We start from the raw sequence: 23489 nt of genomic DNA, 5'->3' as shown, positions 1-23489 counted from the left end.
GAGAAATGCGCCGAAGGTTGAGACTTGGTTCGCTGTGACGTGCCACTGACGTCATACCGAGGTCCGAACCGTGTCTTCCCGTACCGGCTACCCGCGCGCATTTTTGCTCGCGTCCAGCATTCTTGCGTCATTTCTCTTCGTCGATGTCCCCGGAGCCTTGGCGCAAGCGACCCGCGAACAATTGCCGCCGATCGAGGTCGCCCCGCAGGGTGATCACAACCGCAAGCCGGTAACCAGCCGTGACGGGCAGGGCACCCGCCGTGCGGCACCGAAGAGAGCCGCATCGAGCGCGCCGGCGCAGAAGCCCGCCGCACTAAACGCAAGCCAGACGCCGCTCAACAGCAACGTGGTGGCCGAAAGCGCCTCGCGCCTGGGGCTGACCGTGCGCGAGGTGCCCGCGACCGTCGAGGTGATCTCGGCCGAGACGATCCGCGAGCAGGGCTACCGGACCGTTTCCGACGTCGCCCAGGGCGCGGTCGGCGTGACCGCCGGCGACAATCCGGCGGAGCCCTCGGCCTTCTCGATGCGCGGCTTCACCAACAGCCAGATCAACATCCTCTACAATGGCATCAAGATTGGCCCGCAGAACATGACTTCGCGCATCATGGACACGGCCAATCTCGAGGCCGTGGAATTCGTGAAAGGCCCAGCCTCGGTGATGTCGGGCGAGGGTGCTGCCGGCGGCGCGGTCAATCTCGTGACCAAGCAGCCGCACACCGGGCCGGTCCAGAACGAGGCATTCTTTTCGTACGACTCCCTGAACTCGTTCCGCAGCTATTACGGCTCCGGCGGCAGCACCAACGTGCAGGGCCTCGACTACCGGTTCGACGTCAGCCGCTCCTCGCTCAACGGCTTTGCCGACGACACCGGCACCAAGACGCTCGACGTGTCGAGCCAGCTCAACTACCGCGTCTCCGACAGCCTCAAGATCTGGGGCGCGATCGAGTATCGGGAGGACCGCGGCAAGGCCTATTGGGGCGCACCGCTGGTGCCGGTCGCATTCAGTGGCTCACATGCGACGACCGGAATTGTCTCGGGCAATTACTTCAACAGGACTGACCTTGGGTCTGTCACGATCGACGATCGCAGCTTCAACACCAATTACAACGTCCTCGACAACCGCAACGTTGCGCAGGAGGTGTGGCTGCGCGGCGGCTTCGAGCTGAAGCTCGCGCCTGACTTGACGTTGAAGAGCCAAGCCTATGGTTACGGCGCAGAGCGCACCTGGTTCAACAACGAGATTGAGGCGTTCGATTCCACGAACAACCAAGTCTATCGCGAGCGCTTCTACGTCGCGCACAGCCAGCGCCTCGTCGGCAATATCACCGACCTGATCTGGGATGCGAACATCGCAGGTTTCGACAATCGCCTAGTCACCACGTCGTCGTCGAGCTACCTCGACTTCGTCAGGCCCGGTGCCGCGAATTTCCCGAACGATTATGTCTCACTGGTCGATCCCAACCGCGGCTATTACGGTGATCTCACGACCAAGCAGCAGATCGCGCGTATCGATAACGAGGCGCTGTCGTTCGAAGACCGGCTGAAGCTGACGCGGACTTTCGCATTGATCGGCGGCCTGCGTGTCGAGCATATCGGGCTCGACCGCAACTCGACCGACAAGTTCGGCTTAGAGAACGCGGGCTTCCCGTTCTCGAAGGACTGGGCGCCGGTGACGGGCCGTATCGGCTACACCTGGGAAGCCGTGCCCGGCCTGACCTTTTTCAGCCAGTACGCGACCGGTGCCGATGTCTCGGCCAACAACATCTTCCTGCTCGCGCCGACCCAGCCGCTCGACCTGACGACCTCGCGCACCTACGAGACCGGCATCAAGCATCTGTTCTGGGACAACAGGGCGGAGTGGTCGTTCTCGGCCTACGACATCCTGCGCAAGAACGTCTACGCAGCCGCCGGCGGCATGCAGCTCAACATCGCCGGGCGGCAGGAGTCCAAGGGTGTGGAGCTCGCCGGTGCCGTGCGCGTGACGGACGCCATGCGGCTGTGGGGCAATATCGCCTATGTCGACGCGCGCTATGCCGACTATAACTTCGCCGGCGGCTCGTTCTCGGGAAACACGCCGCCGAACGTGCCGCGCATCGTCGCCAATGCCGGCGCATCCTATCGCTTCTTCACACCTTGGCCGGTGGAGCTCGGAATCGTCGGACGCCACGTCGGCGATCGCTACAACACCGATGCGAACACCGTGACACTGAACGCCTACACGATCGCAGACGTCTACGCCTTCGTCGACGTCCCGAAGGCGGTTTTCTCGGCCGTCGAGCAGACGCGCCTGACGTTCCGCGTGCGCAACATCACCGACAGGCGCTATGCGATCTGGGGCGATCCGTTCTACCCCGACCAGGTCCTGTTGGGCGCACCGCGCACCTACGAGATCTCCGCCGCGTTCAAATGGTGAGGCGCTGATAGCATGCTGGGCGCGATGATCCTGCTGCACCGCTGGCTCGGGATTGCGTTCTGCCTCCTGTTTGCGATGTGGTTCGCAAGCGGGATCGTGATGCATTTCGTTCCGTTTCCCGCGCTGAGTGAAGCGGAACGCTTCGAGGGTCTCGCACCGTTGCAAAACGTGGCTACGTCGATCGGGCCGTCGGACGCCGTCGCGGCGAGCGGACTGTCCGACGCCGCGCACGTGCGGCTGATCGGGCGGGGCGACGGTCCTGTCTACGTCGTCGTGGGACCTTCGCGGTCGCGGGCCGTCCGCACAACGGACGGCACCGACGCCACCGTGATGTCGCCGGACGTTGCACTTGCCATCGCGTCGGATCATGCGCGACGGCGCGGGCTTGATGTTGCCCGCGCGTCAGTCGTCGCGCTTGCCGAGCACGATCAATGGAGCGTGCCAAACGGCTTCGATCGGCATCGGCCGCTGTTCCGCGTGGCGCTCGGCGATGCTGATGGGAGCGAGCTCTACGTGTCGTCGGTCACGGGCGAGATCGTCCTGGATACGACGCGGCGCGAGCGCGGGTGGAATCTCGTCGGCAGCGTCGTGCACTGGATCTATCCGACCGTGCTGAGACGCAACTGGTCGCTCTGGGACGGGGCGGTCTGGAGCCTCTCGCTGATCGCATTGATCGCGACCGTGCTTGGCGCTGCGCTGGGCATCGCGCGGATCAGGGTTTGGAAGGGGCGAATGCGCTCACCCTTTCGCGGCTGGCATGCGTTGCATCACGTCATCGGATTGTTGGTGACGGTCTTCGTTCTGACCTGGATCTTCAGCGGCTGGCTGTCCATGGACCATGGGCGCCTGTTCTCGCGCGGGCAGTTGACGCAGGCCGAGGCGGACGTCGCCGCTGCCGTGCCCGACTGGCGCACGTTGGCAGTGGCGAACTGGCCGTTGATCTCGCCGTCCGCGGGCGAGGTCGAATGGTTCGCCTTCAACGGGAGGTTTTATCGGCGCGATCGCGTCGGTCTCGACAGGCAGATCCTGTTCAGTGCAGGTGGCGCAGCATCGGATGACTCGCCGGCATTTCTGACCCCACGCGAGATCACCGGACTGACGGAGCGTCTTGCAACCGGGTGCGGCCTTCCATTGCTCGTCCATGGGAACGATGACTACCCGGCATCATCTGCGGTGCCGGGTGGTCCCGTCTATCGCACGCGATGCGGCGACGTCTGGTTCGACATCGACGGTTCGAACGGGATGATGCTGCAGCGACTGGATTGGTCGCGACGGGCCTATCGCTGGCTGTACAGCGCGCTCCATACGCTGGATGTTCCGATCCTGACGGAGCATCCCTACATGCGCAGCGCCTTGATCGTCGGCCTGTGTGCGCTGGGTTTGTTGTTCTCGCTCACCGGCATTGTCATCGGCTGGCGCCGATTGCGTTACACAATCGGCACCGGGATGTTGCGGCCGTGACAGACATCACGCGTTCGCGGCTTCGTTGCGGCGTGAGCCGTCGGACAATCCTTCCTCCGCCAGCCACTCGCGTGCCAGATTGACGTCGAGCTGGGAGAGTTGATGGCCGACTGGCAAGACGCGGCCCTCCACTCGCGCGCCCGATGCGGCGAGAGTCTCGGCAAGGCCCTCGACGTTGCCTGGCGGAACGATCGGATCCTGCCGGCCGGAGAGCAGCAGGATCGATTTTCCCGCAAGATCGACCTGCGGCGGCTTTGCCAGGGGCGCCATCGCGCGCAGCAGCACGGCGCCACCCAAGGCTTGCGGCCGAAGCAGCAGCATGGCGGCCGCGATATTGGCGCCGTTGGAATAGCCGAGAGCCACCGGCGCCGCGATGCCGTATTCATTGCGCGCGGCGTCGACGAAGTCGGCGAGCTCATGCGCACGGCGCACCACGTCGGCCTCGTCGAACACGCCCTCGGCGAGGCGCCTGAAGAAGCGCGGTGCGCCGCCTTCCAGCACCTGGCCACGCACCGACAGCAGCGCGCGGTCGGGGGCGACCATGCGGCCAAGCGGGATCAAATCGTTCTCGTCGCCGCCGGTGCCGTGCAGGAGCAGCAGCGGCGCGAGATCGCGCCGCGTGCCCTTCTCGAAGCGGTGGATGAAAGAGGGCTTGCTCATCACGCCACCTGCGTCTCGTCGAGCGAAGGCAGCACGCCTTCGATGTCCTTGCGATGCGCCTCCAGGAAGGGCGGCAGCTTCAGGGCCTCGCCCAGTGTTGCGAGCGGCTCGTCCACGGCAAAGCCGGGAATGTCGGTCGCGATCTCGAACAGGATGCCGCCGGGCTCGCGGAAGTAGATCGAGCGGAAGTAGTTGCGATCCTTCTGCTCGGTCGGGTGCATGCCGTGCTCCGTCACGAGCTTGCGCGCCATCTCCGATTGCGCCGCATCGTCGGCGGCGCGGAACGCGATGTGGTGCACGGAGCCGCGACCCATGCGGCCGGGCAGAAAGCCCTTGGCCTCGTAGATGTCGACGACGCCGCCGACTGCGTTCGGCGAACGATAGCGGCTGATCGAACCTTCGCGGCCGGCGGCCTCGAAGCCGAGCACATTGGTCAGGATGGCGCCGGTCTTGGCGGCATCATCGAGCAGCAGCGTCACGCCGTGAAAGCCACGGATCGCGTGCTCGGCCGGAATGTCGCTATTGCTCCACGCGCGCTCGTTCTCGGCGCCGGGCACGCCGACCAAAGCGAGGCTCATGCCGTCAGGGTCGGTGAAGGACAGCACGCTCTCGCCAAAGCGCTTCTCCAGTGCCTCGTGCGCGACACCCTTCTCGATGAAGCGATGGGTCCAGTAGCCGATCGAGCGCGCCGGCACGCGGAAGGCGGTCTGCTGGGCTTGGCCGACGCCGCCCCGGCCCGGTGCCGCATGCTCCCATGGGAAGAAGGTGAGGATGGTGCCGGGCGTGCCGCTCTCGTCGCCATAATAGAAGTGATAGGTGCCGGGATCGTCGAAATTCACGGTCTTCTTGACCAGCCGCAGGCCCAGAAGATCTCGATAGAACTTCAGGTTCCGCAGCGGGTTACCGGAAATCGCGGTGACGTGGTGAAGGCCGGCCATAGCTTGTCTCCATTGCGTGTGAGCCCTGTTGGCTCGTCATGCCGGAAATATTGTTCTGCCCTGTTTCAAAGACAATCTGGCCTTTCATGGCATCACTGTCTATGAATCGGAGACAATTGGACGGTGGCCTGAATGGACAAGCTGGCGAGCCTGCGGGCATTCGCGAAGGTGGTCGAACTCGGCAGCTTTTCCGAAGCGGGCCGGGCGCTGCGCCTGTCGCGGTCCGCGGTGAGCAAATATGTCGGCGAGCTCGAGGACGAGCTCGGCGTGCAGCTGTTGAACCGCACCACGCGCCGCGTCAGTCCAACCGAAAACGGCCAGGCCTATTTCGAGCGCGTACTCGGTATCATCGGCGAGCTCGAGGCAGCGGACCAGGCCGTCACCCAGTCGCAGGCGGCACCGCGTGGACTATTGCGGGTCAATGCGCCGATGTCGTTCGGTACGCTTCGGCTCGGGCCGGCCATCGCCGAGTTCATGCAGCGCTATCCGGAGCTTCGCATCCAGCTCGTGCTGAGCGATGAGAATGTCGATCCGCTCCAGGACGGCCTCGATGTCACCCTGCGCATTGCCGACCTGGAGTCGTCGAGCCTGATCGCGCGCAAGATCGTGCCGATCGCCCGTGTGATCTGTGCCTCACCCGATTACTTCCAGAGGCACGGCGTGCCAGCGCATCCCAACGATTTGCGTGATCACAACTGCCTCACTTACGGATTCCTCTCCACCGGCAACCAGTGGAAGCTGTCAGGCAAGGATGGCGATCACTGGATCCAGCCGTCCTGGACGCTATGCGTCAACAATGCCGAAGTGTTGCGCGATGCGGCCGTGGCCGGGCGGGGGATCGCCTTGCTTCCGGTCTTCATCGGCGAGGACGCATTGCAGACGGGGCGTCTGCGGACCTGTCTCGATGACTATCATGCGCCGCCACTGGCGCTCTACGCGCTCTATCCGCCGACACGCCATCTCGCACTCAAGGTGCGTCTGTTCATCGATTTTCTGGTGGAACGGTTTGAGGGCTGATACGCCGGACGGGTTTCGGTGCAACGCACCAGGTGAAGGCTCGTGCAGAGCCGCGGCCGTGCGCTAACGTTTGCTCAGTGAGTGCTGACGTTGCCCGCGCTTGGCGTCCGTCAGAACGCGCGCCCGTTGAGGCGGGCTAAACGCCGGCGAGCAGGACGATCGCGACTATCAGCATCGTAACGCCGAGCGCCGGGAAAACGAGTGATATGGTTTCGTTCCTCATGCCACTAACTTACTGAATTCGTTTCACTTCGCTAGCTATACGATGGCATAGCCGAGCGTGCTGAGTGGTTTCAGTCTGTTCACCGGAAGGTCGGGGCATGGATAGCCACGCGGGCTGATCGAGCGCTTCCCTCGTCTTGGGGTGCCCGCTACACTCCTCGGTCGAAGCACGTGTCAAGGTGCGCTTGTGGCGGAGCCCAAGGACAAGGACCAACCCGCGACAGTGGTCGTGATCGACGACGATCCGAGCATAAGGCAATCGCTTGGGAATTTGCTGCGGTCGGCAGGATTTCGGGTCAGCCTGATGGGCTCGGTCAGCGAGTTTCTGGATGCGGGGCGGCCGGAAGGGCCGACCTGCCTGGTGCTCGATGTCCGTCTCCCGGGGCAGAGCGGACTCGAGTTGCAGCGCGAACTCGGCACCGGCAAGCGGCAGTTGCCGATCATCTTCATCACCGGCCATGCCGATATCCCGATGTCCGTTCAGGCGATGAAGGGCGGCGCAATCGAATTCCTGACAAAGCCATTTCGCGAACAGGACCTGCTCGACGCGATCCAGCTTGGCCACGCCCGCGACCGGACATGGCTCGAGCAGGAGAAGATCGCCGCCGAGCTGAAGGCGCGCTTCGAAACCTTGACGCCGCGGGAGCGCGAAGTCATGGCGCTGGTCGTGAGCGGCCGGCTGAACAAGCAGATCGCGGCGGAGCTTGGCCTCAGCGAGATCACCGTCAAGGTTCATCGCGGCCAGGTGATGCGAAAGATGCATGCGAAGTCGCTGCCCGAATTATCGCGCATGGCCGACCGGGTTCTTCTTGCGCTGGGAAAATCGAACGACAGCGGCAAGGTGGCTTGACGGTCACCGGCCTGCTCGAGCCAGGGCGTTGCCAATGGCGCTGAGCAGATCGTCCTCGTTGAACGGCTTGGTGAGCAGGCAATGCACGCCATTCTGCTGGGCGCGCGCCCGGACATGGTCGCTCGGATAGGCGGTTATGATGATCGTGGGGATCGAATTTCCCCGGCCGATCAGTGTCTGGTGCAGATCAAGTCCGCTCATGTTCGGCATATTGGCGTCGACGACCAAGCAACCAACCTGATCCATCTTCGCGAAGCGCAGGAACTCCTCCGCAGATGCAAACACCTCCGCAGAAACGCCAATGGAGCGCAGCAGCCCGCCAACTGCGGTACGAACCGAGTTGTCGTCGTCTACGATCGCAACGAGCCGTCCTGCATGGGGTACTTGCACGATCCGTCATCCCGAAAGCGGGCATCGGCGGGACGACAACGATGATCCCGACCGTTGACGAGAGCTTAGGTCCAACCGTCAGTCGCGGCGACTATACAGATGTATACCTGGTTGCCGTCGCCGTGCCGGCACTTCGCTCGGAATCGCTAGAGCATGATCCCGACCCGAAGGGCCACGTTAGCCCAAAGCGCGAAGCGGTTTTCCCTCGCGACAAACGCGGAACGCGTTTGCGCGGGAGATCATGCTCAAACAATAACCTAAAGCGCGATGTTGATTCATCCCATTCTCATCGTGCTTTAAGGCGCGAGCCGGGCCAGCGTGCCGGCTTGCGCCGCCGCGATGGCATCGGCCGCATCCTCTGGGAGGAGCAGGCGGTCATCGACCATTCGCATGCTTGCCGCCTTGACTGCGGCTACATAGGCATCCGGCGTGGGATAGAGCTCCTCGATCGAGGGGCGGGGATCGCCGGCGGCAAGACGCTCTGCGCGCGTGCCGGCGAACGCCAGCGTACCGCCCATCTGGGAACACAGAGTCTGCGCGCCGTCTGCCCCGGCGATCGCATTCCATCCCGTGTAGGTCGCGCGAGCCGCAGCAAGCAACGGCAACCGGATGCCCGCCAGCGCGTTGCCATCAGCGCCGGCGCGCGGCAGATAGAGCGGGTATTCCCCGCGCACCTTCGGCAACGGAGTTGCCTGTTCGATCGCCTCCGCGCGCGCATATTGGGCGCGATAGCCGAGGCCGGGGATCGGCACCGGAAAAACATCGCCGGCCGCTACAAGCGTATTCTGCGCGAGTGTCGGGTAGCGGTTTGCGGGCGGCGGCAAGTCCTCGATGATCCAAGCGCGCAAGTCGGTCAGCAGCGCGCGGAAGGCGGGACCGCCATAGACGGGATTTAGCGGCAGGGTGCAGGTCGGTCTATGGGTCACGACGGCGCTCGCGACATTGCCGTGCGGGCTGCCTGCGACCATGTAGAGCCGCACCTCCGGCGGCGGCTCCAGATTGCGCCCGCGCGTGTCGGTGACGAGCAAGCTCGCTTCGGATCCCCAGAACTCGAACTCGGAGTCGACCTGCATGATGCGCGGACAGGTGTTGGTCAGGCCGCAGCGGAGCAACAGCCCGTCACGCCGGCCAGTGAATGCATCCTCCGTGACGGCATAGGTGAAGGGGAAACGCAGCACGGGATAGAGCCGGTCGAACTCGGGTCCGGGATTTCGGCCTGGCTCGGCAAAACGGTCATTGGTGAAGCTGCGCCGGGCGCCGGGGATGATCGGCATCATCGCATCAAATACCAGTCGTCCGGCTTCGTCCTCGTTCATCCCAAAATAAAGCACGTCGCGAAGCACGCGGCCGGACTGCGAGATGCCGAGCCCGATCGCCCGCGAGATGCCGCTCTGGCCGTCGGCCGCGAGCGGATTGGTCGGACCGCGCTCGCGCCGCAGGAAGGCGGTGACGTCGCGGATCGCGGCGAGGCCCATGCCAGTCACCTTCGAGTCGAGCGCCGTATAAGTCAGCTCGTACAGCGCATCCGGGATCAAGCCGGGCGGGCGCGTGATCTCGATCGTCGTGTCGTCGACGAAGCTGAACTTGAGCTCCGGTGGAGTTTGTCGCGGATCGTCGGCGCGGGCATGCACCGACAATTGCGCGCTGGCCCGGTCCGCGACCGGATAGCTCAGCGTTGCGCGATGCGGGTTCGTCGTGTCGCCGAAACTCCACTCTTCGCGAACGGGTCCGGTGATACCGGTAACGACCGGCACCTGGATCCCCAGCAAGCCAGCGCCTGTGGGCGAATCCGCCTGCCAGCCGGCCCAGACCAGCGTGTAGCCCTGCGACAGCAGGAAGCCGCGGCCCATGTCATCCGCTTGCTCGAGACGGATGCTCCCCTGGATCGAGCTGTTGTCGAACCACGCCGATATCAGCCTGCGCCCACGGTTTGGTATTTCGAACAGCAGGATGCCGTTCGGATGCGCGGGACGCAGGATGACGACGTCGCTGATGGCTTCGACCTTGCCGTCGGCATTGCGCGGCGCGCGGTCGAGGTCGGTGATGACGGAGTTGTGGGGATTGGCCGGATCGAGTGCGATGGTGGCACGCGCGGCGATCTTCTCGACCTGACCGGCGGCGCCGAAGCTGCGGCCTTGCAGGACGGAGGCGGCGCGTTCGAGGATGTTGAAGCGCGTGACCTCAGCATTGGCGGAGGTGGTGAGGGCAAGGGCAATCAGCCCGCTCAACAGAGCAGGATAACGTACCATGTCGTGTCTCCTCCCAGAGTCAGGACATGATGAGTAGAGCGCCGCGGGCGTGATCTGGCAAGTTGCGCACGAGCGTCGCGTTCAGAGCGAGCTGCCGCCGCAGATGACGAGTTGCTGCCCGGTGATTGCCCCGGCTTCCGCCGAGAGCAGGAACGCCACGCTGGCCGCGACTTCCTCGGGACGGATGAAGCGGCCGATCGGCGGCAACTTGGGCGTCACATTGACGCGCGTCGGATCTTGGAGCATCGGCGTTTCGGTTGCGGCGGGCGCGACGACGTTCACCGTGATGCCGCGTGGCGCGAGCTCCGCTGCCCATGAACGTGCGAGCGCCACCAGCGCCGCTTTCGTCGCAGCATATTGTCCCCGGCCGGATGCGCCCGATGCGGTCCGGCTGCCGATGAAGACGATACGCCCGCCCTCGGGCACGCGCGACGCCAGCGCATTGGCGAGACGCTCTGCGACATCGACATGCAGCCGCCACATCGCGGCGCCGTCGTCATGGTTGAGCGCGCCGAGCTGGCCGACCCTGAGAGCGCCCGCGGCATGAACGAGCGCCGTCGGTGCGATGCCTGCGACGGCAGGCGCAATGGCATCGACGTCGCCGAGATCAAGCGACAGGTGATCGAACGCCGGATGGTCGAAGGGGGCGGGGCGGCGGCTGATCCCGGTGACGCGCCAGCCGTCGCGCAGCAGGCGTTCGACGATCGCAGCTCCAATGCCAGAGCTGGCGCCCGTCACGGTGCGTGAGGCCTCCCGCCCATCATCCTAGTCCCTGGCCGCGCGCGTGACCCATGGCTCGCTCACGCGAACATGCTTGATCGCCCGCCGATGAAAGGTGAAGGCCATGTGAAGCGCGCCGTCGGCGGTCTGCTTGACCGAGGGATATGACAGTTCGCGGTTGGTCTGGTCGCGCGAATTGTTGGTCATGCAATAGCCATCACCGGTCTCGACGTCGCGCTTGGTCCAGCTCCGTCCGCCGTCGCTCGACACGGCGAGCGTCATCGGGGCTCTCGGCGCTCCCCAGAACGCGGAACGTCCGTCCGTTTTGCCGTCGCCGGCGATCACGGGCGGCAGCTCGTCCTCGATCTCGTCGTAGAGCGACAGACGGCGGTCGGTCGAAGCATTCGCGCTGCTGTCATTGAAAACGAGCGCGAGATGTCCGTCGGCAAGGTGCGTGAACTGGATCGAGGAGTTGTTGTTCGGAAGAACGGTTGCGACCGGCGTCGACCATGTGCGGCCGTGATCGGTGGACCGGCTCTGATAGATGTTGTCGGCCCAGCGGCTGCGGAACAGCGCGAGCAGCGAGCCGTCGTCAAGGCGTTCGATGCACATATGCACGCAGCCACGGCTTTCCGGGACGTCCACGTCACGCCAGGTCTTTCCTGCGTCGGAGGAGATCTTCACCGCGCTGGTGTCCTCGTCGCCGTTCCATTTCCGTCCCGGCGTGCTGTGACAATAAAAGACGGGAAGCAGCCAGTCGCCATTGTCGAGCACCACGATCGGCTGGCGGATGAAAGTGCCGCGGCCGCGCTGCTCCGGAAACAGCGTCTCGATCGGGCCCCAGCTGCGACCGTTGTCGCGTGACAGGCGCCTGCGGACGAAGGCCGTGTCCTGGTTTCCCGCAAGCTGCGCTGTCCACATCAGCCACAGCGTGCCGTCCGGGGCAGGGAACAGCACCGGGTTCTGCTCGGAACGCTTGGAATCGTCAGACAGCTTTTCGGCCGGCGACCATTGCGTCGCGCTGCGGGAAAGGCGGGAGAAGTAGACTGAGATGTCCGACATGCCTTCCTGCGTGCCGCCGAACCAGACGCAGCCGAGGTCGCCGCCCGCAAGGGGCATCAGATTGGCCGCGTGGTTCTGCACGCAGGGCGACGGAATGAAGGCATCGAACCGGTCGGGATCGCCGGCCGCCCGGCGCACGACACCGTCGGCCGCGATCTCGGTGTCCGCGATCATGCTGAAGTCCTTTCCACGAGAGTATTGGCTTGCGCGGCTGTCGGGGCGTCGCGTTCAATGGGCGTGCGGCCGAGCACGAGACGCTCGATCGCCATCACGACCAGCGGCGTCGCCGCTGCGATATACATGTTGTCGATGCCGAAGGGATTACCGAGCAGATACCAGACCGTCGTCGAGACCGCGGCGCCGATCAGGCCGGCGGTCGCGCCGCGGTTGCTGGCAAACAGCGGCAGATAGAAGCCCATCATGGCGACGATGGTGATCGACAGCCGCAGCGCACGCGTGAAGAACGACAGCTTGAGGATCTCGGGAACGAAGAACACGAACACCAGCGGCACGATACCGATCACGACCGAGAATACGCGGGTCATCTTCAGTTCGCGCTCCGGCGTCGGCTTCCAGTAGGGGACGTAGAAGTCACGTACCACGAGCGAGGCGATCGCGAGCGCGACGGTGCAGACGCTGACGAAGATCGAGGCGACCAGCGAGGTCGTCACGAAAGCGGAGGCCAGCGGTGGCATCTTCTCCAGGAATACCGGCAGCGCGTAAAGGCTGTTCATGTCCGGATAGAGGAATTTCGCCCAACGCCGATCAGGGCGAGCAGGAAGCCGAGCGGGAGACAGAACGCCGCCGCGTAGAAGGTCGCCTTGCGGGCGTCGTCGGCGCTCGGCGTCGAGGAGATCGCCTGCACGATGAACTGCGTCGAGAAGATCGCGCCAACCGTGCCGAAGGTCCAGGCGAAGATGGTCGTGAAGCCGATCTTGCCGTCCCAGCTGAAGTAATAGGCCGGCAGTTTCGCCTGGATCGGCGCGATCCCGCCGGTTAACGACATGGCGACCGCGAAGATGATGAGGATGCCGACGACCTTGATGGCGCTGTGCAGGATCGTGACCCAGGCCACGCCCTTCAGGCCGCCGAACACGTAATAGAAAGTAGAGACCACGGCGATGATGCACATCGCAACGGGTAGGCTGATATGCAGCGAGGTGGCGATGGCCGCCGCGCCACTGACATAGTTGCCGACGTTCACGAGCAGCAGCGCGTAGATCATGATCACCGACACGGTGAGCATGGTCGACTTGCCGTATTTCTGCGCGATCGCGGCCGAGATCGTGTATTCGCCGGAATTGTAGAGGTTCTTCACCATCAAGAACCCGAACAGAAGGAAGCCGATCGACGCGCCAAGCACGGCCCATCCAGCGGCCATGCCGGACTGAAACGCTTCCTGGGCCGTGCCGACGGTCGACTTGGCGCCGACGAACTCGGACATCATGAGCACGCCGACGACGACGGCGGGCATGGCGCGCGCACCGGTCATGAACTGATCGCTCGTCCTGCTGCGCAGCTTGATCGTGAGCCACGACGTGAAGGCGATGTAGGCGGCGATCATCGTGACGATGAGCGTGCTCTCTCCATTGAGGATGGCTTGCATCGATGGTGTTTCCTCTGGTGACACGGACGCGGTGTTGTGAAGCCCGCTACGTCCGGTTTTGTCCGATTGCTCGTTGATCGGAATGCGAACAAATGTTGTTAAGTCCTATTAGACCTGCCCGGGCGCCTTCCGTCAAGCGCACGCGTTGACGCGGCGGTGGGGCGCGCCCGCCGCGCGTTCATTGCCGTAGCGAGTTCAGTGGGTTCCCGGTTGAAAGAGGGATCAGCCGCTCATCTGGACGGCGTTGGTCAAGAGCTTGGCGACCCGCAGCACTTCCGGCAGCGCCGATTTCTCGAACGTCTTGATATCGATGCGGTTGGCGTCGACGGTGAGGCTGATACCCGCCACGATGGATTTGTCGGGGCCGAACACCGGTGCGGCGAGCGTGCGCAAGCCATAGGCGTTTTCGCCGTCCGAGACGGCATAACCCTGCTTGCGCACCAGATCGAGCCGCGTGAGCAGCGCCTTCAGATCCGTCAGCGTGCGCTCCGACAATTTGATCCGCTCGGTGGCCTCGAGCCGCGCGATCTGCTCGTTCTTCGGCAGGCCCGCAAGCATGACGTGCCCGAGCGCTGCGGCGTAGGCCTTGATCCGGCTACCGGGCCTGCGGTCGATCTTGTGGCGGTCGAGGCCGGCGCTGACGCGCGCGAGATAGACGACGTCGCTGCCGTCGAGAACGCCGAGCGAGGCGGCGTCACCCAGCGACGGGACGAGCTCGCGCAGCAGCGGTTCGGCTTGGCCGCGCAGATTGCCGGCGGAGAGCGCCGTGTAGCCGAGATCGAGGCACTTCAGGCTGAGACGATAGTGGCGCGTCGCCTCGTTGGCGTGGAGGTAGCCGAGCTTGACCAGTGTCTGCACCAGGCGGAACGCCGTGCCGCGGTCCATCTCGGCGCGCTCGGCAATCTCCGTGATCGTCAATTCGAACTCTTCGGCCGAAAAACTCTTCAGCACTGCGAAGGCCTTGGCCACCGAGTTCACGAAGTTCTTGGGATTGTCGGCAGGCGATGCGGCTTTGGCCAATGTTCGTTTCCTCTCGTCTGACGTCTTGCGGAAAGAGTTGGAACTCCTCGCAAATCCGCGCTCTACTTGGGCCGGTCCGGCAGGAGGACAGCCGTCCCGGATGGAAAGGCATGGGCTGCTCGCTTGACGACCGCGACTGCGAAGTCTAATCACCTCCTCAAGGTTTGACAACAATTGTTCGGACTCCGATCAATCGATCGGCCGGATGCCAACGGAGGAGCTCTCGTCGTGGACGTTCAGCCCAAAGGCGTATTTTGCGCGGCGTTGACGCCGCTGGATGCCGATCTTGCGCCGGATCATCGCGTATTCATCAAGCATTGTCGCCATCTCCTGAGCGAAGGCTGTGACGGCATCGCATTGCTGGGCACGACCGGAGAAGCCAACTCGTTTTCGGCGAGCGAACGCAAGGCGCTGATCGAGAGCGTCGTCGGCGCAGGGATCGCGCCGTCAAAGCTCCTGCCGGGGACCGGTGTGCCGGCGCTGACCGAAACCGTCGAGCTGACACGGCACGCGCTCTCGCTCGGCGTGACCACCGTCGTGATGCTGCCGCCGTTCTACTACAAGGACATCACCGACGAGGGACTGTTCGCATCCTACAGTGAGGTCATTCAGCGTGTCGCTGATGCCAGACTCAAGGTCTTGCTCTATCACATCCCCCAGATGTCGCATCAGCCGATCCCGCACGCGGTGATCGCGCGGCTGCGCGCAGCCTATCCGGACGTCATCGTCGGCATCAAGGATTCTTCGGGCGACTTTGCCAACATGACGGCGATGATCGAGAAATTCCCGGGCTTTGCGGTGCTCGCAGGCGCCGATCCGCTGCTGCTGCCGCTTCTGAAGAAGGGCGGCGCGGGCTGCATCACCGCAACCTCGAACTTGGTCGCGCGTGAACTCGCTTACGTATTCCGTCACTATAATGACGATGACGCCGCGCTGGAGGCGGCGCAGAGCCGCATCATCAAGGCGCGCGAGCGCGTCTCCGTGTTCCCCCAGATCGCTTCGCTGAAGACGCTGCTGGCGCAGGAGACCGGCCACGCCGACTGGCGCCGGATGCGGCCGCCGCTGCTGCCGTTGTCGCAGGAGAATGCCGACACACTCCTGGCCGCAAGTCGCGTCAAGGAGCAGGTGTGAGGCCGTCGCTCCGCCTTCTCGCCGATGATCTGACCGGTGCGCTGGACACGGCCGCCGAGTTCGTCGGCGTGTGCGGACCGCTTCAAGTGACATGGGCGCAAGTGACCTGGGCGGAGGCGCAGCCTTCGCAACTTCCTGCGTGTCTCGCGGTCGATACCGGCACGCGGGAGCGCGACAAGGCCGACAGTGTCGCGATCGTCGAGCGCCTCGCGCCGCTGCTACGCGACGGAGCGATCGCCTACAAGAAGGTCGACAGCATGTTGCGCGGCGCCTGGGCAGCCGAGCTCGGGGCGTGCCTGCGATCGGGGCCGTGGAGGTCCTGCATCGTGGCTCCGGCTTTCGCCTATCAGGGTCGTCGCACCTTCGGCGGCCAGCAATACGCGCGTGCCCATGACGGAAGCTGGTCGCGGGTCGGCGACAATCTGCTGGCGCAACTCGCTGCGGAAGGCCTCGATGCGCAGACTGGGCGGTGTGATACCGATCTGCCTGCCGGCATCAGCGTCTTCGACGCGGAGAGCGAGGATGATCTCGATCGTATCGTCGCGATCGGACGCCGCGCGTCGCAGCCGGTCCTGTGGTGCGGCAGCGGTGGGCTTGCCGGCGCGCTCGCACGCGGCAGCGACGCGTCCGCGCCGTCGGTCTTGCGCAAGCCGGTCCTCGGGCTGTTCGGATCAGACCAGTCTGCGACGGCCGCACAGCTTACGGCTTGCGGTGAGGCCGTCGTTGCGCTCACGGAAACTGGCGAAGACAACGCCGGATTGGTTCGCCGCAAGCTCGGTACGGAAGACGTTGCGCTGGTGAAGTTCGACCTCCCGTCCGGTCTGTCCCGTGGTGAGGCGGCGCACCGCATCGCGCGCGGACTCACGTCGCTGACCGCTGCACTGGAGCCGCCGGGCACGCTCATTGTCGCGGGCGGGGAGACCTTGCGGGCGTTGTGCCTTGCGCTGGGCGCAAACGCGCTCGAAGTGACCGGGCGCATCATGCCGGGCCTGCCACGCTCGATCATTCGCGGCGGCCGCTGGGACGGGGTCGAGGTAATCTCGAAATCAGGCGCCTTCGGCGCGCCGAACTTGTGGCGCTCGCTGTTGCAGGACAGTCAGTTGATCAACGAAAGACACGACACATGACCCATCCGCATCTCGCCATCACCATGGGCGATCCCGCCGGGATCGGTCCGGAGATCATCATCAAGGCCTGTGAGAAGCTGCGGTCGCGGATCGACACCGGTGATCTCCGGCTGCTGATCATCGGCAGCGGCGCAGCATTGAAGAATGCGGCTGTGCAACTGGCTGCGAAACTCGACATTCCCGAGGTGCACGCGTCGGACAAGGATTGGCCGAACCTGTGCTTTCTCCAGGCCGATGACGAAGGCGAGCCGATGAAGCCCGGCGTGCTGACGGCCGACGGCGGCCGTTTTGCCTTCAAGGCGGTGGAGCAGGGTGTGCGCCTGACCCAGGCCGGCCGGATCGGCGGCATCGTGACCGCGCCGCTGAACAAGGAAGCGCTCAACAAGGCCGGCTACCACTATCCCGGCCATACCGAGATGCTGGCCGAACTCACCGGCGTCAAAGGCTCGGTGATGATGCTCGCCCATGGCAACATGCGCGTCAGCCATGTCTCCACCCACGTCGCGCTCCAGGACGTGCCGAAGCGGCTGACGCCGGAGCGCCTGCGCTATGTTATCGATCTCACCGACAAGGCGCTGCGCGGCCTCGGCCTATCGAGGCCAAAGATCGCCGTGGCCGCGCTCAATCCGCACGCCGGTGAGGGCGGACTGTTCGGTCGCCAGGATATCGATGTGTCCGAGCCGACGATCGCGAAGGCGGTCGCCGACGGTCTCAATATCGTCGGCCCGGTGCCGGGCGATACCGTGTTCGTGAAACTGCGTGCCGGCCAGTACGACGCGGTGATCGCGATGTATCACGACCAGGGACACATCCCGGTCAAGCTGCTTGGCTTCGAGGTCGATCCTGCCACCGGCCGCTGGCAGGAGCTGTCCGGCGTCAACATCACGCTGGGACTGCCGATCATCCGCACCTCGGTCGACCACGGTACCGCCTTCGACATCGCGGGCAAGGGCATCGCCAATGAGCGCAGCCTGATCGAGGCGATCGAATATGCCGAACGCCTTGCCGCCAGCGCGACGCGCGGGTGAGCCCGGAAAGGGAACCATGACCAGTTTGTCTGCACCGATCGAAATCATCCGCCCCGAAGTCATCGAGTTCGGATCCGGCACCATTGCCGCAGTGGCGCGGTTTGCACGCGGGAAAGGCGTGCGGCGTCCGCTCGTGGTCGCCGATGCCTTTAATGCCGCGCGCGTCGACCTGCTCGCGCTGCCCGGCGAGGTGACCGTGTTCGGCGAGGTCAAGCCGGAGCCTGACGTGCCCAATCTGGAGAAGGCGCTCGGCGTGGCGCGCGCTGCGCGGCCGGATCTCGTGGTCGGCTTCGGGGGCGGCAGCGCGATGGATCTCGCCAAGCTCGTCGCCGTGCTCTGCACCGGCGAGCAGAAGCTTGCAGATGTCGTCGGTCCCGACAAGGTGGCGGGCCGCAGCGTCGCGCTGGTCCAGGTGCCGACCACCTCGGGCACCGGCAGCGAGGGCGGCATCCGCGCACTGGTCACGGATCCCGCGACCCGCAACAAGCTCGCCGTGCAGAGCCGCTTCATGCTGGCCGATCTCGCGGTCGTCGATCCCGATCTCACGATGAGCGTTCCGCCGCAGGTGACGGCTGCGACCGGCGTCGATGCGCTCGCGCATTGCGCGGAGGCCTTCACCAGCCGCAAGGCGCATCCGACCATCGATCTCTACGCGCTCGAAGGCATCCGCCTCGTCGGCCGCTATCTCGGTCGTGCGGTCAAGGACGGCGCGGACCGCGAGGCGCGCGCCGCGCTGTCACTGGCATCGCTCTATGGCGGCTTCTGCCTCGGACCGGTGAACACCACCGCCGGTCACGCGGTGGCCTATCCACTCGGCACCCGCCATCATATCGCCCATGGCCTCGCCTGCGCTGTGATCTTCCCGCATACGCTGGCGTTCAATATGCCGGCGGTGGAAGCGAAGACGGAGGCCGTGCTGGAGGCGCTCGGCGCGCCCGCGACCAGGAATCCCGCGGCTGCATTCGATGCGGCCTACAAGTTTTGCGCTGATCTCGGCATCGAGATGAAATTATCGGCGCTCGGCGTGCCCGCAGATGATCTTGGCGCGATGGCCGACGAGGCCCACGCGATCCGCCGCCTTCTCGACAACAATCCGCGCGATCTCGGCCGCGATGCGATCCTGAAGATGTACCAGACGGCGTTCTGACTGTTCCGTCGAAAGACGAGTCCGTTGCATGAAATTTTGCTGCCTCGCACAACACTAAGTCCAACGTCTAGTCAGCAGGCGCCTTGACAGTCGAAACGCTCCGCGCGCACATTCTTACACTAAGTAAGAATGACGACAGGGACGGAAATGTCCGAGCAGCCGAGAAGTCGGCGGCAGACGCGTGCGGCCATTCTTGGGCATCTGCTCAAGTCGGGCGGCATGTTTCGGCCTCCTCTGGCTAAGGCGGTGCGCCTGTCCGAGGCGAGCCTGTCGCGCATCCTGATTGATCTGAAGGCGGAGGGCCTGATCGAGGAAGTGAGGCGACCTGCCCCTTACTTCGGTGGTCCGACCGGCCTGGTGTCGCTCGACAGGTCCGTGGCGCTGGCGGCTTTCGAGCTGACCACTCAGCGGCTGAGCGTCGGCGTCGGCACGCTTTCGGGCGAGCTTGGCTACGTCGAGCGGCTGCCATTGCCGAAGACGCTGACGGTCGACGCCGTCGGCGGGGTCTTTCGCGACGCACTGCACCTGCTTCAGGACTGGACGCGGCGGCGAGGGGGCGATCTTGCGCAGATCGGAGTTTCGGTTCCCGGACTCGGCCGGTTGAGTGAGCTGCACAATCCGATCATTCCCTGTGACGTCGCCATGGTTCGCGACATGTTCAGCGAGATGTTTGCGGACGCGCCGGTCGAGTTCACGAACTCGGTCGTGGCACATGCGATGTTTCATCGCTGCCGCACCGAACATTATCCGTTTATGGGTGCCCATCTGTTCGTGTTCGTCGGTCAGGGTGTCGCAGGCGCATGGGTGGACGACGCGATCGAGGCCAATGCCTCACGGCCGGTTGAGCTGGGCCACATGGTGTTCGGCGAGGGCGGTCCGCGATGCCGCTGCGGCCATCATGGCTGCGTCGAAGCCTATACGTCGCTTCCTGCGCTCGCCGAGCTTCTTGGTGTTGGCGAAACGGATTTGCTCCAGCTCGGCGACGATTGGGTAAATGCAATCTCGGTTCCGTCCCGTCTGCGCCAGGAGTTGCGGCGCCGGTTGTTCCGGCTCGGCCTTGCGATCGGCAATACGCTGAACGTGAAGCCCTGTCCGGGTGTCGTCATCAGTGGCTGGCCGTCCCTTCTCGCGGAGGATGACCGAAAGGCCGTAGTTGAAGGTATCGATGCCAGCCTGCTTGGCGGACGCAGGCTCGCCGAGGTGTCGCTCGATTTCGTGCCGCCTTCGAACGGTAACGATCCGAATGCCGCGCTCGCCTTTGCGGCCTGTTGTCTGGCGTGTCGCGGTGGCATGCCGGCCGCGACGACGGAGGCTGCCTGAAATGCCCTAAGGCCTGTGGCTCGCCGTGCCAAAAAGCTCACACCCGGGAGGAACTTGCTATGCCGATCACAACAATAACAAGGCGTCGTCTGCTCGCTGGATCCGCTGCCGCGCTGGCACTGCCGGCGATCGCTCGCGCGCAAAGCGCGGTCAAGCCGCGACTGACCGTCATCTCGCAATGGTCCGCAGGCAGCGATGGCGCGGCTATCACGGCGCTCGGCAAGAAATTCGAGGAGAAGGGTGGGATTTGGCAGCACTCGCCCGTCCCGGGATTCACCACCGAGATGATGAACAAGCTGCGTGCTCAGATCATAGCCGGCGATCCGCCAGCCTGTTCGCAACTCAAGGGCCCCGAGATTGCGGCCTGGTCGAAGATTGCCCCGACCGTCAATCTCGACGCCCTTGTCGCTGCCGCCGGCTACGAAAAGGTTGTCGCTCCAGACCTTGCGCGATTGCATAAGCCGGGTGGCAAGTGGATTTCGCTGCCGTTGCAGATCTACAGCACCAACATGCTGTTTCTCTCCAAACGCGCAATGGACAAAGCCAAGGCCGACAAGATCCCCGTCACCTGGGCTGACTTCAACGATCTCGCAGAGAAGATGAAGGCGAGCGGAATCACGTATCCCATCGCCAACGGCGGCACCCGCCCGGACGATGGGCAGAAATTCGAGGCCTCTCTGGCCGGCATCAGCCCGACAGTGTACCGCGCAGCCATCATGAATCTCGACAAGAAGGCCCTGGAGGGCCCCGAGATCAAGGCGGCGTTCGCACAGGTCCGCAAGATCGCCGACTGGTCGGACCCCAACGTCGGCGCCCAACCCTATGCCACCAACTTGAAGCGTTTCGTCGATGGCGAGATGGGCATGTTGATCATGGGCGGGTGGGCCCAGGGCGTGTTGCGCAATGCCGGCTTCAAGTTCGATGACTACGTCATCGCGCCGGGCCCCAGCGATAATACCAAGCCGGTTTTCCTGTTGAATGCCGATGCCTTCATATTCTGGCAACGCAAAGAGGCCGATCTGCAGGCCGGTCAGACATTGATGGCCCAGCTCGTCATGGATCCGGCAATCCAGACCATGTATTCGCAGATCACGGGATCGATCCCCGTGCGCACCGATGTCGATCTGTCCGGTGAGGGCTGGTCGGACGGTCAACGGCGGACCGCCGCAGCTCTGAAAGACGCTGTCGCCAACAATCAGGCCGTCCTGAGCCTCGCGCACAACATGGCGCAGGAAAACGGCCTGACCGCCGCGATGATCGACGTGATCACAGAGTACGTGAAGAACAAGACGATTACGCCGGAGCAGGCGGTCACCCGCCTCGCCGATGCCGTCGAGGGGGCGCGTTGACCGACGTCGTCGCGACAGCAACGCAGCAGGGCCGGCCGGCGATCTCTGGCGTGGTGCGCCGGCTGCCCGAATACCTGATGATTTGGGTGCCGCTGCTCTTGTCTGCAGCGCACCTCATTTCGTTTTCGATCTGGACGATCTGGATTTCGTTCACGCCATCCACTCTGGTTCCGGTCTCGGGCTGGGTAGGCTTGCGCAACTACACGGCGGTCTTGGCGTCACGAAACTGGCAGATCGCCTTCGACAATCTGCTGCTGTTTGGCAGCGCTTTCGTGCTGCTGAGCCTGGTGACCGGCCTCATGCTTGCGATCCTGCTCGATCAGCGCATTCGTGCCGAGAACGTGCTCCGATCCATCTTCCTCTATCCCTTGGCGGTGTCGTTCGTCGTCACTGGCACGGTCTGGAGCTGGCTGCTCAATCCTGGCATCGGGATCGAGAAGCTCGTTCATGACCTCGGCTGGACCTCCTTCCGGTTCGACTGGCTGGTCGACCGCGACATGGCAATCTGGACGATTGTCATCGCTGCGATCTGGCAATCTTCGGGCTTTGCCATGGCGCTCTTCCTTGCTGGCCTTCGGTCCGTCGATGCCGACATCATCAAGGCCGCGCAGATTGACGGCGCTGGACCGATCCGAACCTACTGGCGCGTCATTTTGCCGACGTTGTGGCCGATCACCATCACCGTCGTCGTCGTCCAGCTGCAGTTCGCGATTTCGGCCTTCGACCTCGTCCGCGCGCTCACGAATGGCGGGCCCGGGATCGCGACCCAGCTGCCCGCTCTTGTCGTCTATGATCTCATGTTCCAGCGCAGCCAGCTCGGCCGGGGTGCGGCGGCGGCGGTGCTCATGTTGCTTATTCTTCTTGCGGTGCTGCTGCCGTATGCAGCGTGGCGTTATCTCCAGCGGCGGCGGGCGATCCATGCGTGACCGAGCCCTCGCGCCAAGCCGGATTTTGATCTATTTCGTGGTTTCGTTGATGGCTGCAGCCTGGCTCGCGCCATTGGTTGTTGTCGTGTTGAACTCGCTGCGGACCAATGAGGAGATCGCCCAGGCCTCGATGATCGGCTGGCCGAAACACTGGGCCTGGAGCAACTACGCCGCTGCCTGGAGCGGCTTCTGCGTCGCCGAGACCTGCGCTGGCATCCGGCCGTATATGCTGAACTCCGCGCTCGTCACGATTCCCGCCACAATCTTCTCGACCTTGCTCGGTGCGATTGCCGGGTACGCCGTGTCGCTCTGGCGCTTTCGCGGCGATAGCTGGATCTACGGTATCGTGACCCTTGGCCTCTTCCTTCCCCAGCAGATGCGCCTGCTTCCCTGGACCATCGTGCTGCGGGACATCGGTCTCATCAACACGCTGACCGGTCTCGTGCTGATTCACACGATCCAGGGGCTCTCCTTTACGACCTTGTTCTGCCGAAACTACTATGTCGCCATTCCCCATGAACTGATCAGGGCCGCGCGGATCGACGGCGCCGGGTTCTTTCGCATCTTCTGGCGCATCATTCTGCCGCTCTCGTCTCCCATCCTGATCGTTACCGTCATCTGGCAGTTCACGCACATCTGGAACGAGTTCCTCTATGGCGTAACATTCACGACCGGCCAACAGCAGCCCGTCACGGCCGCTCTCATCGCGCTATCTGCAGCGATCGCAGATATCCCGAAGCACGGCGTGCAGAGCGCTGCGGTGATCATCGCGGCGCTGCCTACCTTGTTGATCTATCTCTTTGGCGGCAGGTACTTCGTGCGCGGCCTTACCGCAGGGGCCGTGAAATGATGG

Annotated in this window: 21 protein-coding genes; 12 read left to right on the top strand and 9 right to left on the bottom strand. The window is 64.2% G+C overall.

From position 1 onward, the window contains the following. Positions 1-70 precede the first annotated feature (70 nt). Positions 71-2413: a TonB-dependent siderophore receptor gene (locus NLN62_RS46840; RefSeq protein WP_254113174.1), complete on the top strand. Its 2343-nt coding sequence runs from the start codon at positions 71-73 to the stop codon at positions 2411-2413. Between the two features lie 12 nt (positions 2414-2425). Then, positions 2426-3874, top strand: a complete 1449-nt coding sequence (locus NLN62_RS46835) for a PepSY domain-containing protein (protein WP_254113173.1) — start codon at positions 2426-2428, stop codon at positions 3872-3874. Between the two features lie 6 nt (positions 3875-3880). Here NLN62_RS46835 and NLN62_RS46830 read toward each other — a convergent pair whose 3' ends face one another. Together NLN62_RS46830 and NLN62_RS46825 are read right to left on the bottom strand one after the other, a co-directional pair. Then, the gene (locus tag NLN62_RS46830; protein WP_156944071.1) at positions 3881-4534 is read right to left on the bottom strand and encodes an alpha/beta hydrolase; all 654 of its coding nucleotides are present in this window, start codon (positions 4532-4534) and stop codon (positions 3881-3883) included. Then, a complete protein-coding gene (locus tag NLN62_RS46825) occupies positions 4534-5472 on the bottom strand; it encodes a ring-cleaving dioxygenase (RefSeq protein WP_254113172.1) in 939 nt (312 codons plus the stop codon). The genes NLN62_RS46830 and NLN62_RS46825 overlap by 1 nt, the downstream gene beginning before the upstream one ends. A gap of 132 nt (positions 5473-5604) precedes the next feature. On the opposite strand from NLN62_RS46825, the gene NLN62_RS46820 reads away from it, so the two are divergent. Together NLN62_RS46820 and NLN62_RS46815 are read left to right on the top strand one after the other, a co-directional pair. Continuing rightward, the gene (locus NLN62_RS46820; RefSeq protein WP_254113171.1) at positions 5605-6489 is read left to right on the top strand and encodes a LysR family transcriptional regulator; all 885 of its coding nucleotides are present in this window, start codon (positions 5605-5607) and stop codon (positions 6487-6489) included. 409 nt (positions 6490-6898) lie between these two features. Next, positions 6899-7561, top strand: coding sequence for a response regulator transcription factor (locus tag NLN62_RS46815; protein ID WP_035661099.1), 663 nt, complete (start codon positions 6899-6901; stop codon positions 7559-7561). Positions 7562-7564: 3 nt separating this feature from the next. Here the strand turns inward: NLN62_RS46815 and NLN62_RS46810 are convergent, their stop codons facing one another. The 7 genes from NLN62_RS46810 to NLN62_RS46780 all read right to left on the bottom strand — a co-directional run bounded on the left by NLN62_RS46810 (position 7565) and on the right by NLN62_RS46780 (position 14608). Beyond that, positions 7565-7951: a response regulator transcription factor gene (locus NLN62_RS46810; protein ID WP_035661096.1), complete on the bottom strand. Its 387-nt coding sequence runs from the start codon at positions 7949-7951 to the stop codon at positions 7565-7567. 296 nt (positions 7952-8247) lie between these two features. Next, positions 8248-10200 (bottom strand): alpha/beta hydrolase domain-containing protein, encoded by a 1953-nt coding sequence (locus tag NLN62_RS46805; RefSeq protein ID WP_254113170.1) that lies wholly within the window; start codon positions 10198-10200, stop codon positions 8248-8250. An 81-nt stretch (positions 10201-10281) separates the two neighbouring features. Next, positions 10282-10938: an SDR family NAD(P)-dependent oxidoreductase gene (locus NLN62_RS46800; protein WP_254113169.1), complete on the bottom strand. Its 657-nt coding sequence runs from the start codon at positions 10936-10938 to the stop codon at positions 10282-10284. A gap of 27 nt (positions 10939-10965) precedes the next feature. Then, positions 10966-12156: an exo-alpha-sialidase gene (locus NLN62_RS46795; RefSeq protein ID WP_027521080.1), complete on the bottom strand. Its 1191-nt coding sequence runs from the start codon at positions 12154-12156 to the stop codon at positions 10966-10968. After that, positions 12153-12716, bottom strand: a complete 564-nt coding sequence (locus NLN62_RS46790) for a hypothetical protein (protein WP_254113168.1) — start codon at positions 12714-12716, stop codon at positions 12153-12155. Before NLN62_RS46790 ends, NLN62_RS46795 begins: the two co-directional genes overlap by 4 nt. Beyond that, complete coding sequence (locus tag NLN62_RS46785; protein ID WP_254113167.1) at positions 12713-13588, bottom strand: hypothetical protein; 876 nt, start codon at positions 13586-13588, stop codon at positions 12713-12715. Before NLN62_RS46785 ends, NLN62_RS46790 begins: the two co-directional genes overlap by 4 nt. A gap of 222 nt (positions 13589-13810) precedes the next feature. Then, positions 13811-14608, bottom strand: a complete 798-nt coding sequence (locus NLN62_RS46780) for an IclR family transcriptional regulator (protein ID WP_035661089.1) — start codon at positions 14606-14608, stop codon at positions 13811-13813. A 228-nt stretch (positions 14609-14836) separates the two neighbouring features. On the opposite strand from NLN62_RS46780, the gene NLN62_RS46775 reads away from it, so the two are divergent. The 8 genes from NLN62_RS46775 (at position 14837) to NLN62_RS46740 (ending at position 23486) form a co-directional block, all read left to right on the top strand. Next, positions 14837-15739, top strand: coding sequence for a dihydrodipicolinate synthase family protein (locus NLN62_RS46775; RefSeq protein WP_027521078.1), 903 nt, complete (start codon positions 14837-14839; stop codon positions 15737-15739). Next, positions 15736-16866, top strand: a complete 1131-nt coding sequence (locus NLN62_RS46770) for a four-carbon acid sugar kinase family protein (RefSeq protein ID WP_027521077.1) — start codon at positions 15736-15738, stop codon at positions 16864-16866. Before NLN62_RS46775 ends, NLN62_RS46770 begins: the two co-directional genes overlap by 4 nt. Next, a complete protein-coding gene (gene pdxA / locus NLN62_RS46765; RefSeq protein ID WP_027521076.1) occupies positions 16863-17894 on the top strand; it encodes a 4-hydroxythreonine-4-phosphate dehydrogenase PdxA in 1032 nt (343 codons plus the stop codon). Before NLN62_RS46770 ends, pdxA begins: the two co-directional genes overlap by 4 nt. A 16-nt stretch (positions 17895-17910) precedes the next feature. After that, entirely contained in the window at positions 17911-19041 is a 1131-nt protein-coding gene (locus NLN62_RS46760; RefSeq protein ID WP_027521075.1) for an iron-containing alcohol dehydrogenase, read from the top strand. Between the two features lie 147 nt (positions 19042-19188). Next, entirely contained in the window at positions 19189-20361 is a 1173-nt protein-coding gene (locus tag NLN62_RS46755) for an ROK family transcriptional regulator (protein ID WP_027521074.1), read from the top strand. 59 nt (positions 20362-20420) lie between these two features. Next, complete coding sequence (locus NLN62_RS46750) at positions 20421-21710, top strand: ABC transporter substrate-binding protein (RefSeq protein WP_027521073.1); 1290 nt, start codon at positions 20421-20423, stop codon at positions 21708-21710. A 77-nt stretch (positions 21711-21787) separates the two neighbouring features. Next, on the top strand, positions 21788-22636 hold the full coding sequence (locus NLN62_RS46745) for a carbohydrate ABC transporter permease (RefSeq protein WP_371260473.1): 849 nt from the start codon (positions 21788-21790) through the stop codon (positions 22634-22636). Next, positions 22629-23486: a carbohydrate ABC transporter permease gene (locus tag NLN62_RS46740; RefSeq protein WP_027521071.1), complete on the top strand. Its 858-nt coding sequence runs from the start codon at positions 22629-22631 to the stop codon at positions 23484-23486. Before NLN62_RS46745 ends, NLN62_RS46740 begins: the two co-directional genes overlap by 8 nt. Positions 23487-23489: the final 3 nt, after the last annotated feature.

The sequence above is a fragment of the Bradyrhizobium sp. CCGUVB23 genome, from assembly GCF_024199885.1.
Classification (GTDB): domain Bacteria; phylum Pseudomonadota; class Alphaproteobacteria; order Rhizobiales; family Xanthobacteraceae; genus Bradyrhizobium.
This window is presented reverse-complemented; position numbering and strand designations above follow the sequence as displayed.